The sequence below is a fragment of the Arthrobacter oryzae genome (assembly GCF_037911235.1).
Taxonomy (GTDB): domain Bacteria; phylum Actinomycetota; class Actinomycetes; order Actinomycetales; family Micrococcaceae; genus Arthrobacter; species Arthrobacter oryzae_E.
Window position 1 is genome coordinate 1 of sequence record NZ_JBBLYW010000030.1, and the last position, 12,799, is coordinate 12,799.

3 protein-coding genes are annotated in these 12,799 nt (G+C 65.9%); all 3 read left to right on the forward strand.

What is annotated here, in order from left to right; genetic code table 11:
- Positions 1-5,436, forward strand: a 5,436-nt coding sequence (locus WMN78_RS08625) for an Ig-like domain-containing protein (RefSeq protein ID WP_340533344.1), incomplete at its 5' end; no start/stop codon positions are given.
- A gap of 163 nt (positions 5,437-5,599) precedes the next feature.
- The gene (locus WMN78_RS08630; RefSeq protein ID WP_340533345.1) at positions 5,600-11,722 is read left to right on the forward strand and encodes an Ig-like domain-containing protein; all 6,123 of its coding nucleotides are present in this window, start codon (positions 5,600-5,602) and stop codon (positions 11,720-11,722) included.
- A gap of 78 nt (positions 11,723-11,800) precedes the next feature.
- Positions 11,801-12,772 carry a MoxR family ATPase gene (locus WMN78_RS08635; RefSeq protein ID WP_340533346.1) on the forward strand — a complete coding sequence of 324 codons (972 nt, stop codon included), beginning with the start codon at positions 11,801-11,803 and terminating at the stop codon, positions 12,770-12,772.
- Positions 12,773-12,799: the final 27 nt, after the last annotated feature.

Below are 12,799 nucleotides of genomic sequence, written 5' to 3' on the forward strand. Positions count from 1 at the left end.
CTGCCGGGCGGGCGTGAGCTTGCGCTGGAGAACGCGCGGGATGCGAAGTTGCAGCAGTCCGGTCCGGCGTCGGATGTGGTGGCGGTGGCGACGCCGAAGGCGTTGTTGAAGCAGCCGCTGGACGGTTCGACGGCGAAGACGGTGTCGTTTGATGGTGAGGGTGTTCCGGCGGCCCCGGTGCAGCTGGGCGGGTGTATGCATGCGGCGTGGTCGGGGGCGAACAAGTATGTCCGTGACTGTGTGAACGATGCTGATGACAAGACCGTTGAGGTGCCCAAGGCGAGTGCGTCGCCGTCGTATGTGTTCCGGGTGAACCGGGACCTGGTGGTGCTCAATGATGTGAATTCGGGCAATGTGTGGCTGGTGAACCAGAACATGCTGCTGGTCAACAACTGGGACGACGTGATCCCGCCGCAACAGACCTCCGATGATGCGGACAAGGACTCAGCCGACGAGGTGCAGCAGACGGTCCTTCCCGACCGGACAAAGCCGAATAATCCGCCGGCTGCCAAGCCGGACGCGTTCGGCGTCCGCGCAGGCAAAACCACCGTCCTGCCCGTGCTGGACAACGATACCGATCCGGACGGTGACGTCCTCACGCTGCGGACACCGGAAGAGCTGAAGACGGGTTCCCTCTCGGCGATCTATGGGGGGACCGGATTCCAGGTGGCCGTCCCGGCCGGAAAGTCCGGAGCGGAGAGCTTCAAGTACACCGTGGACGACGGCCGGGGACTGTCCGGCAGCGCAGACGTCGCGCTTACCGTGGTGCCTGACTCGGAGAACACGGCGCCCCGGCAGAAGCCGAACCGGAACAGCACGATCGTGGTTCAGTCCGGAAAATCGGTCGCCCAGAACATCCTCACCGATTGGATCGATCCCGACGGCGATGACCTGTATGCCGTCAGCGCCACCAGCACCGACCCCCGCGACCAGGTCAAGATCAGGCCGGACGGGCTGCTGAGCTTCCAGGACTCGGGAACCGCGCCGGGCCGCAAGTCCCTGACCGTCACGGTGTCCGACGGCAGGGCAACCGCAGAAGGAAAAATCACCGTTGACGTCCGGGCCCCCGGAGCGCTTCCTCCCGTGGCCAATGCCGACCACATCATCGCCGTCGCCGGCGTGGACACCGTCATCGCACCGCTAAAGAACGACACCGATCCCCAGGGCGGCTCGCTGCGCCTGGCCCAGGCAACCCCCGATGCGCAGTCGTCCGCCACCATCGGCGCAGACCAGCAGACCTTCACCTTCAATTCCTCATCACCCGGCGCCCACTACGTCACGTATCTGGTGACGAACGGTCCGGCCAGCGCCCAGCAGCTGGTCCGCGTCGACGTCGTAGAGGCCGACGGCGACGGCGCGCCTGTCGCCGTTCGGGACATCGCGCTTTTGCCCACCGGCGGCAGCGTCCTGGTGGACGTCCTCGGCAATGACTCGGACCCCTCCGGCGGAGTGCTCGTGGTGCAGTCGGTCACCGCCGCTGACGACCTGCCGGTCACGGTGTCAGTGCTGGATCACTCGGTGGTCAGGATCACTGACCTCCGCGCCGAAGGACAGCTGACCCTGAAATACACCATCTCCAACGGCAAGGCCTCGGCCACGGGGGAGATCGCTGTCCTGATGGTGCCCGCACCGGCAAAATTACAGGCCCCCCAGGCGAAACCGGACGAGGCGGTTGTCCGAACGGGGGACGTCGTTACCATCCCGGTGCTTGCGAACGATTCCGACCCCAACGGCGGTAAGCTCACGCTGGTCCCGGACCTGCCGCAACAGCCTGACGCCGCCGACGGCAGGATGTTCACGGCCGGAGAAGCGCTTCGCTTCATCGCCGGCGACACGCCAAAGACGGTGTACGCCATCTACAAAGTGCAGAACGAGTCCGGGCAGACAGACTCCCAGCAGGTAACCATCAGGATTGCTGCCAGGGACGACGCCAGGAACACCCGGCCGGAACCGCAGAACCTCACGGCGAGGGTTGTGGCCGGGATGACAGTGCGCATTCCTGTTCAGCTGGACGGCATCGACCCCGACGGCGATTCGGTCCAGCTCCTGGGGATCGGGGAAGCGCCCGCCATGGGCACCGCCGTGGTCAAGGACGGGTATGTCGAGTTCACTGCGGCCGCGGACTCCGCGGGGACCGACACTTTCACCTACGTGGTCAGGGACCGCATTGGAGCGGAAAACAGCGGGACGGTGATTGTTGGCATCGCACCACCCGAAGCGAACAACCAGAAGCCAATCGCCGTCGATGACTCGGTGGAGGTGCGGCCCGGCCGCAACGTGGCCGTCGACGTGCTCGTGAACGACACCGATCCCGACGGGGACCCGATTGCACTCGTGGCCAACGACTTCGAAGCCCGCCCCGAACTGCAGGTCAAAGCCACCGAATCCTCCAAGGTCCTGCTGACGGCTCCGGCCGCGGGAGGGAACGAGAGCATCCGGTACGTCATCCGGGACGATAAGAAGGCCACTGCCGGCGCCGTCGTTCGCGTCCGCATCAGCCCCACCGCGGCGCTCAAGCCGCCGGTCGCCAAGGATGACCGCGTGACGCAGGCGGAAACCCTGGGGAAGTCCGCGGTTGATGTTCCGGTGCTGCGGAACGACTCGGATCCCGACGGCGTGGCTGAGGAACTGTCCATCAGCCTGCCTGACGGGAATCCCAATGCCCGGGCCGCCGGGGGCAGCGTGGTGGTGACGTTGTCGCCGCAGGACCAGTTGATTCCCTACACCGTGACGGATGCCGACGGCCAAAGTTCCACCGCAGTCATCTGGGTGCCCGGTCAGGGCCAGCAGGTCCCCACACTGGCGAAGACCGACGTCGTGGAGGTGATGGCCGGCAAGGAAGTCGTCCTCAACCTCAACGATTACGTCAGGGTCCGCGAGGGGCGCAGCCCGCGGATTACGGTCGCTGACCGTGTCGCCGTCCAGGGCGGCTCAAACGAAAACCTCATCGCCGGCAACGGGACGGCCCTGCGCTATCTTGCCAAGACCGATTATGTGGGCCCCGGATCGGTGACCTTCGAGGTCACGGACGGCACCGGACCGGACGATCCCGAGGGCCTGAAGTCCGTCCTGACCATCATCACCAGGGTCATTCCGGATCCGGCGGCCAACCATCCGCCCACCTTCAGCGGCGCATCACTGGACGTACCCAAGGCGGAGACGGCCACCCTGGAACTCGGTCCGCTCGCGAAAGACGTAGACGAGCAGGACAAAGACAACCTTAAATTCGAACTGGACGGAACCCTGCCGTCAGGGTTTACCAGCAGCCTGGATGGCAGCACGCTGAAGGTCAGCACCGACAAGTCGGTGCCCGTAGGATTCACCGGCAGCATCCCCGTCAAGGTCACGGATGGCAGGTCTCCGGCAGTCAGGGCCACCGTTGCCGCCCGGCTCGTCGCCTCCACCCGGCCGATGCCCGTGGCCAATGACGATGTTGTGGAGAAAGCCAACGCCGCACGGCCCGAAACCGTCAACGTGCTGGCCAACGACTTCAACCCGTTCAGCGACACCGCGCTGAAGATCGTGGCGGCCACGGTGGAGACGGGATCCGCCGCCGGCCAGCCTGCCGTATCCGGGGACTCGATCACCGTAACTCCGGCAGACGGATTCAAGGGCGTGATGGTGGTGCGCTACACGGTGGTGGATAAGACCGAAGACGCGTCCCGCCAGGCCGGCGGCAGGATCCGCGTCACGGTAAGGGACGAACCTGACGCGCCGTCGGCGCCGTCTGCGACCGATGTCCGCAGCCGCACTGCCGTCCTCAAGTGGGCTCCGCCGTCGGACAACGGAGCTGCGATCACCGAGTACACCGTGCGTTCCAGCGGGTTTACGCAGAAGTGTCCCACCACGACGTGCACGCTCACCGGGCTGACCAACGACGTCAAATACGTTTTCACGGTGACAGCCACCAACGAAGTGGGTGAATCCGAACCTTCGGTTCCTTCCAACGAGATCCGGCCGGACGAAAAGCCTTCCCCGCCGGAGGCGCCTGCCGTCAAGGCCGGCGATAAGGACATGGTGATCAACTGGCCTCCGGCCAAGACCGAGGGGTCCGCTGTCAAAAGCTACAACCTGGAGATCTCTCCGCCGCCGGCCAGCGGAATTGCCGTGAAGAACGGCGTCACCGGACTGACTTATACGTGGCCCGGCCTGACCAACGGCGTGCGCTACAAGGTGCGCGCGCAGGCGGTGAATGAACTGGGCCCGTCTGACTGGGGCGTGTACTCCGCTGAGGACAATCCGGCGGGCGTTCCGGCCGCACCGGCCGCTCCCACGTCCGCGGTGGCGTCATCGGTGGGGACGCAAAACCAGTTGAAGGTGAACTGGACGGAGCCGAACACCAACGGTGACCCGATCCGGAATTACTACGTCACCATGAGCGGCGGCGGCATGGCTCCGCAGACCCAAACCGTACCGGGAACAGTGCGGACGGCAACGTTCACCGCAGCCAATTCCGAGACGGCGTACACGTTCACCGTGCAGGCGGAAAACAAGGCGGGGAAGGGCGAGGTGAGCGGCGGGTCGGCTCCGCGGCGCGCAACCGGCAAGCTGGGCCAGGTGACCGGTGTCTCCGTTACCGAGGCAAACACCGGCGGCGCCGGCCGGCAGGTCACCATCAACTTCAACCAGCTGACCGCCGGTCAAAGGAACGGATCCACTGCCAACGAGGTCAGCTACACCTACAACGCCTCCACCGGGCAGTCCGGCCCGATTGCTCCCGGCCAGACAGTGGGCGGCTTCACCAACGGAAGCCAGACCCAGATCACCGTCACAGCCAATTCAAGCGTGGCACCGAGCTCCGACGCGAGTGCTCCGGCATCGGCAACGCCGTACGGTTCGCCCGGCACGCCGTCCGCCTCCGGCACCAACGGCGGCATGAACCAGAAGTCGCTGACTTTGAACTGGAGTTCGCCGTCCACCGCTACCAACGACGTCGCCTCCACCCGGATCAGCATCGACGGAAATCCCAACTGGGAAACCGTTGCGGCGTCCGGAAGCCGCGTGATCAACACCGCGGGCTTTGAGGAAAGCCACAGCATCAGGGTCCAGACGTTCAACTCGCTGGGCCAGGGCGGCCCGGTTGCGGAAGCGAGCGCGAGGTCCGGCCAGCGCGGCGAATGGACCACCACGCTCAGCTCTGCCGATCCGGCATTCGTCCGGTCATGCACCTACACCCTGGGCGGCGCCAACTACCGCCCGGCGCCCTACTACGACTGCGACGGCATCAACGCCCACCGGGAACCGTGGGCGTATGTGGCAGACGCCGACCGTATGGTGGTGCGCTGCTACATCGTGCAAAGCGACCACTGGACCCCCAACCCGATTCGCACGTGGTACCGGCTTGAAGCCGGATCCACGCGCAACGTGGGCCGCTACGTGGTGGCCGGATCCACAACGCTGGGAGAGCCCGGCAACGCGGGGGTGCCGCCGTGCTGAGCCCTGTTACGGAAGGACGCGCAGGTCAGGTGGCCGGGGAGAGCTCCCCATCGCGGTCCCGGGGATGGTTGGGTAGGCTGTCGCGGGAAACAGAGAGCCTTGTACCGGGTCTTTGGAAACGCTGCCCTGGGGGCGGCCGCGATTTTGAGGGATTTGAAAACTAGTGACAACTCTGTTCGGCAAGCTGGGTCTCAGGGAGCGCCGCAGGAAGTTGGTCTCGGGCACCGTTTTTGCGGTGGCCGGTGCTGCGCTGGTGGCGGGCGCGGTGATTTATCCGGGGTTCAAGACCACTGAGGTGGAATTGAACGACGGCGGGGTGTGGGTGGTCAGCAAGGCCAGGAATGCTGTTGGCCGGCTGAATTATCCCTCGCGTGTACTGGACGGTGCGGTAACCCCGGCCAGCACCACCTTCGACATCCTGCAGAACTCCGGTGACGTCTTTGTCGACGATGAGACCGGCTCCACACTCAACCAGGTGTCCCCGGCCAACATGCAGCTCGGCGGGGACAAGCAGCTGCCCGGTTCGGCGGATGTCAGTTTCGGTTCCGAGGTCATTTCAGTGACCGACCCCGCCAAGGGCAAGGTGTGGGCCCTCTCGCCGTCCACCGTCAACGGGTTCGACGAGGAAGCCACCGAGCCTGTCCTGGCCGGTTCGGAAGGCCTGGTATCCGCCGTCGGTCCGGACAACCGGATTTACAGTGCGGATCCGAAGACAGGTGCCGTGACTGTGACGGCTGTTGATGCGAATGGTGCGACGACTTCGACCGAATCCAGCACGTGGGACGGGCTGAAGGGTGCCGGTGACCTGCAGCTGGCTGTGGTGGGGGATGAGCCGGTGGTGCTTGATGCCGGGCGGGGGAAGCTGTTCCTGCCGGGCGGGCGTGAGCTTGATTTGGCGGATGCGCAGGAGGCGAAGCTGCAGCAGTCCGGTCCGGCGTCGGATGTGGTGGCGGTGGCGACGCGGAAGGCGTTGTTGAAGCAGCCGCTGGACGGTTCGACGGCGAAGACCGTGTCCTTCGACGGTGAGGGTGTTCCGGCGGCTCCGGTGCAGCTGGGCGGGTGCATCCATGCGGCGTGGTCCGGGGCGAACAAGTACGTCCGGGACTGCGTGAACGATGCCGATGATAAGAATGTTGAGGTGCCCAAGGCTAGTGCGTCGCCGTCGTATGTGTTCCGGGTGAACCGGGACCTGGTGGTGCTCAATGATGTGAACTCGGGCAATGTGTGGCTGGTTAACCAGAACATGCAGCTCGTCAACAACTGGGACGATGTTATCCCGCCAAAGAACCAGTCCGATGACCAGGACCAGGAATCCGCGGACAACAACACCATCAACATCCTGCCGGACCGGACCAAGCCCAACCGGCCGCCGGAAACCAAAGCTGACACCGTCGGCGTCCGGCCGGGGCGCACCACCATCCTCCCCGTCCTGGACAACGACTCCGATCCTGACGGTGACGTCCTGACGGCGTCCGTCGGGGGCTCCGGGCCCGCTTCAGGCACGCTCCAGAACATCTACGGCGGCACGGCCTTCCAGATCACGGTCCCGGCCGACGCCAAGCCCGGCTCCGAAACCTTCAGCTACAACGCGGCGGACGGCCGGGGCCTGTCCGCCGGCGGGCAGGTGTCCCTGAACGTCGTGGGTCCCGACGAGAACAAGCCGCCCGTCTTCAAGCGCGGCGAGCCCACCACCATGCTGGTGGAGCAGGGGAAGACCGTCAGCCAGAACATCCTCACCGACTGGGCAGACCCCGACGGCGACGACCTCGTGTTGCTGGATGCCAAGGCAGACAACGAGCAGGACCAGGTCAAGGTCCGCCGCGACGGGCTGCTCACCTACCAGGATTCGGGGGCGGCGCCCGGCAAGAAATCCGTCACCGTGTCCGTGTGGGACGGCCGCGACACCACCACCGGACAAGTCGTGGTGAACGTTCAGCCGCCTGGCGCCCTGGCTCCGGTGGTCAACGCCGACCACGTCACCGCCGTTGTCGGCCAGGACCTGGTGATCGCGCCGCTGAAGAACGACGTCGACCCCAACGGCGGCGCCTTGCGGCTCGCACAGGTGGAAGCCTCCGGCCCGGCCGAACTCGGCCCCGTCACCGACGGCGGAACCTTCACGTTCCGCAGCGAAACCGCCGGCCCCGTGTACCTGACCTACATTGCCAGCAACGGCCCGCAAAGCAGCCAGGGACTCATACGCGTGGATGTGGAATCAGGCAAGGACACGGGCGACCCCGTGGCGGTTCATGACGTTGCGCTGATGCCGACCGGCGGCAGCGTGCTCCTGGACCCGCTGGCCAACGACTCCGATCCCTCCGGCGGCGTGCTGGTGCTGCAGTCGGTCCAGCTTCCGGAAAACACCACGGCATCGGTGAGTGTGATCGACCACAGCGTGCTGCGGATCACCGATGTGCTGGGCACCAAGGAGCCCTTCCTGTTCAAGTACACGATGTCCAACGGCAAAAAGTCCGCCAGCGGGAGCGTCTCCGTGGTGCCGGTGCCGGCGCCCGCCGTCGTTGAGGCGCCCCAGCCTAAACCGGACGAAGTGAACGTCCGCGTCAACGACGTCGTCACCATTCCCGTGCTGGCCAACGACACGCATCCCCAGGGCCAGAAGCTGACCGTGGATCCGGTACTGCCGCAGGCAGTGGCGCCAGAAGACGGCAAGAGCTTCGTGTCCGAAAACACGCTCCGGTTCATCGCCGGCTCCCAGCCCAAGACGGTCCGCGCCATCTACAACGCAGTCGACCCCCAGGGCCAGAAAAGCGCCGCGGCGGTCACCATCCACATCCTGCCGCTGGAAGGCGCAGAGAACTCCCGTCCGCAGCCGAAGAACCTTACGGCAAGAGTGGTGGCAGCCGGCTCGGTCCGCATCCCGGTGGAGCTCGACGGCATCGATCCCGACGGCGACTCGGTGCAGCTGACCGGCATCGACAGCACGCCCAACATGGGCACCGCGACAGTTGGCAGTAACTTCATCGACTTCACCGCCGCCGGCGACGGCGCCGGCACGGACACCTTCCGTTACAAGGTGGTGGACCGGCAGGGCGCCGTGAACACTGGCACCGTGACAGTTGGCATTGCGCCGCGCGGTGACGCGAACCAGAAACCCACTCCCGTTGACGACGACGTCCAGGTCCGTCCGGGACGACAGATTGCGGTGGATGCCGCCGGCAACGACACCGACCCCGACGGCGACCCCATCGGCATCGTCAGCGACGGCATCGAAGCGCCTGCGGAACTCCAAGCGGGCGTGAGCAAGGCGAGCGGACGCATCCTCCTGCAGGCTCCGGCGAGCGAAGGCACCGTGAACGTCCGCTATACGATCGTCGATGACCGCGGCGCCTCGGCGCAGGCCACCATCCGGGTCTACGTCCGAGCTGACGTTCCGCTTCAGGCACCGGTTGCGCGGGACGACCGTGTGACGTCCGCCCAGACCCTGGGGAAGACCGCCGTTGACGTGCCCGTGCTGAAGAACGACGAGGATCCGGACGGTGTGGGCGAGAACCTGACGCTCGCCACGGAAGCCACCACCGCCCGGCCAGGAACCGACGGCAACATGGTGGTGGAGCTGACCGAGCAGCCGCAGCTCATCCCGTACACGGTCGAGGACGTGGACGGCCAGAAATCCACCGCCATCATCTGGGTGCCCGGTGTCGGCCAGCAAGTGCCGACGCTGGCCAAGGACGAGGTGGTCGAGGTCATTGCCGGCCAGTCCGTGACCGTTGACCTGAAGGAATGGGTGAAGGTCCGCGACGGAAGGTCCCCGCGCCTGACCCAGACCGACCGGATCAAACTCATCGGCTCCGACGGCGGTGACCCGGTGGCCGGAAACGGCGCCGCGATCAAATACACCGCCGGCCAGGACTACGTGGGCCCGGGCTCCATCAGTTTTGAAGTCACGGACGGTACCGGGCCGGATGATCCGGCCGGGCTCAAGTCCACCCTCAGCATCCGCACCAAGGTGTTGCCGAATCCCGACCGCAACAACGCGCCCACCCTGCTGGGAAGCTCCGTGGATGTCCCGAAGGGAGAGTCCGCGGAACTGGACCTTGGCCGGCTGACCTCGGACCCCGACAGGGACGACGTGGACAACATGAAGTATGAACTGGTGGGCGACGGCCCCGCCGGTTTCAACGCCCGTGTTGACGGTAGGACGCTCAAGGCGTCCGTGGACGGGGCCATGGCCACAGGCACGGCAGGCGCCGTGCAGGTCAGGGCCAAGGACCCGCGGGGACTGGAAGCCACCGCGACGTTCCAGCTGGCCGTCTCAGCCTCCAACCGGCCCAAGCCGGTTGCCAGCGACGACGTCGAGCCCAACGCGGCTGCGGGCAAGCCCGTGTCCGTGAACGTGCTGGCCAATGACTCCAACCCTTTCCCGGAAACCCCGCTGACAATCATCACCGCCGCCACCGAGACCGGAAGCGGCGACGTCCAGGTGTCCGGCGGCGACTTGACCGTGACGCCTGCCTCGGGCTTCACGGGCACAATGGTCGTGTCCTACACCGTGGCTGACAAGACCGCAGACACGTCCCGGCAAGCCACGGCCCGAGTCAGGCTGACGGTCAAGGACGAGCCGCTGGCACCGGCCACGCCGCAGGCCCAGAGCGTCGGCGACCAGACGGCGCTGCTGAACTGGACGGCACCAGCGGACCGGGGCTCGCCCATCACCAGGTACACGGTCTACGGCGAGGGCGGCTACCGGCAGGACTGCCCGGCCAACAGTTGCACGCTCACGGGTTTGACCAACAACACCAAGTACCACTTCCAGGTGACGGCGACGAATGAGTTCGGCGAGTCCGACAGGTCCCCGGCTTCGGCCGAGGTGCGTCCGGACGTCAAGCCGGATACCCCCGTTGCCCCTGCGCTGAAGTTCGGCGACAAGCAGCTCACCGTCACCTGGACGGCGCCGGCCAGCAAGGGCTCGCCCGTCAAGTCCTACGACCTGGAGATTTCCCCGGCGCCCGCCGGGCAGAACGCCCAAATCCAGAACCTGACCTCACTCAGCTATGTGTGGAAGGGGCTGCAGAACGGCGTTTCCTATAAGGTCCGTGTCCTGGCGCGAAATGATGCCAAGGAACCCTCCGAGTGGAGTGCCTACTCCGCCGCGGAAATCCCCGCCGGAGTCCCGGTCACCCCCGCAGCTCCCAGCGCGGCGGCGGCGGGTTCCGTCGGAACACAGAGTCAGCTCAGGGTGACCTGGACGGCCCCGAACAACAACGGCGACGCCATCTCGGCGTACACGCTGACAACCCTGAGGGGCGGGGCCGTGGTGGCAACGCAGCAGGTCACGGGGACGTCGCAGAACGTCACGGTGGACAACTCCGAGTCGGGCTACACGTTCACGGTGTCCGCCACCAACAAGGCCGGCACGTCCGGCACCAGCGCACAGTCCGCGGCCGTCCGCGCAGTGGGCAAGCCGGACATGGTGGGCCAACCGACCGCCACCTTGAAGGACACCAACGCCGATGGCGGGAAGATCGACGTCCGGTTCCCGGTCCTGACCGATGCCCAGCGCAACGGATCGGCTCCCGGTGAAATCACCTATAAGTACCGGCTGACCTCGGGCGGCGGCAGCGGCAACATCGCCGCCGGCGGCGGCGTAGTGGCGGCGGCCAACGGCACCGATACCGCGGTGGTGGTCTGGGCAGAGTCCTCGCGCAGCTCCACCGCAGGTGACGCCAGCCCTGCCTCGAACACGGTCAACCCGTACGGGCTGGCCTTCGCTCCGAAAGTGACGGGCAGCAACAGCAGCGGCGTCGGGGACAAGACGGTTTCCTGGGTTTGGGACGAGCCCAGCGGCAACGGCCGTGCAGTGACGGGCTACCAGTACAGCGTGGATGGCGGTGGTTGGCAGGACACGCAGCAGAGGTCCTTCTCGAAGACCGTCGGCTACAGCGAAACGGTAACGCTTCGTGTCCGCGCCGTCAGCGCCGGCCAGGCTGGCCGGATCGGCAGCGATACGTCCCGCAGCGGGGCGGAGCCGCCGCCTCCTCCTCCGCCGGGGCCCCGGCTTTGGGACGCGGTTGTCAATGTTAACAGCTGTTTGGAAACCGCGTCCGGGTCCGACCATTGGAATGAAGCGACGGACACTTGTTCTTCGTACAAGATGCCCGCAGGTACGCGGGTGCAACTCGAGTGCTATAGGGACGGCTGGGGTCCAAGTCGCTGGTTCTACATATACAACGCGAACGGCAAGCGCTGGACAAACACCTACCGGTTTATTAGGGCCGACACCATCAACGGGTCGACGTCTGGTATGAACCCGTGCCCCGCAAGCTACTGATCAAAACAATTAGACTAATCGCTGGACGAAGCGGGCTGCGGCCCGAAGATTCCCCCGAACCCGGAAGAGGATTCACCCATGACCATGACAACTGAGCAGGCCGACTGGTTTGCAGGCACGTTCGAGAAGCTCGTTGCCAACGTAGGCCAGGCCGTCCTGGGCAAGTCCCACGTCATCCGCCTGACCTTTATGGCCATGCTCGCGGAGGGACACGTCCTCTTCGAAGATGCACCGGGCACCGGCAAGACGTCCCTGGCCCGGGCACTCGCAGCCACGGTGCAGGGCTCCAATAACCGCATCCAGTTCACCCCCGACCTGCTGCCCTCGGACGTCACGGGCGTGACCATCTACGACCAGAAGACGCAGAAGTTCGAGTTCCATAAGGGCCCCATCTTCAACAACATCGTGCTCGCAGACGAAATCAACCGCGCCTCGCCCAAGACCCAGTCCGCCCTGCTGGAAGTCATGGAGGAATCGAGGGTGACTGTCGACGGCACCACGTACGAAGCCGGCCGCCCCTTCATGGTGATGGCCACCCAGAACCCGATCGAACAGGCGGGCACCTACCGTCTTCCCGAAGCCCAGCTTGACCGGTTCCTGATCAAGACCTCCATCGGTTACCCGGACCACGCGTCCACAGTGCAGCTGCTGGGCGGGGCCAACCTCAAGGACCGCTCCAAAGCGCTCTCCGCGGTCATCACCACCCAGGCCGTGGCGGACATGGCCGATCTCGCCGCGACCACACACGTGGACACCGCGGTGCTGGAATACATTTCACGGCTGTGCGAGGAAACCCGCAACGCCCCCGAGACCCGGCTCGGCGTCTCGGTCCGCGGCGCCCTGGCCATGGTCCGGGCGGCGAAGGTCTGGGCAGCAAGCCAGGGCCGCAACTTCGTCCTGCCGGATGACGTGAAGGAGCTCGCGGGCGTTGTCTGGACCCACCGCTTTGTGATGGACCCGGAAGCGGAATTCTCCGGCGCCACGGCGGAAGCCGTGCTGACCCGTGTCCTGGCCGACGTCGCTGCCCCGCAGCAGCGCGCCGCGGTCTAAGCGGTGCCCGAGCACCGTTCCGGCACA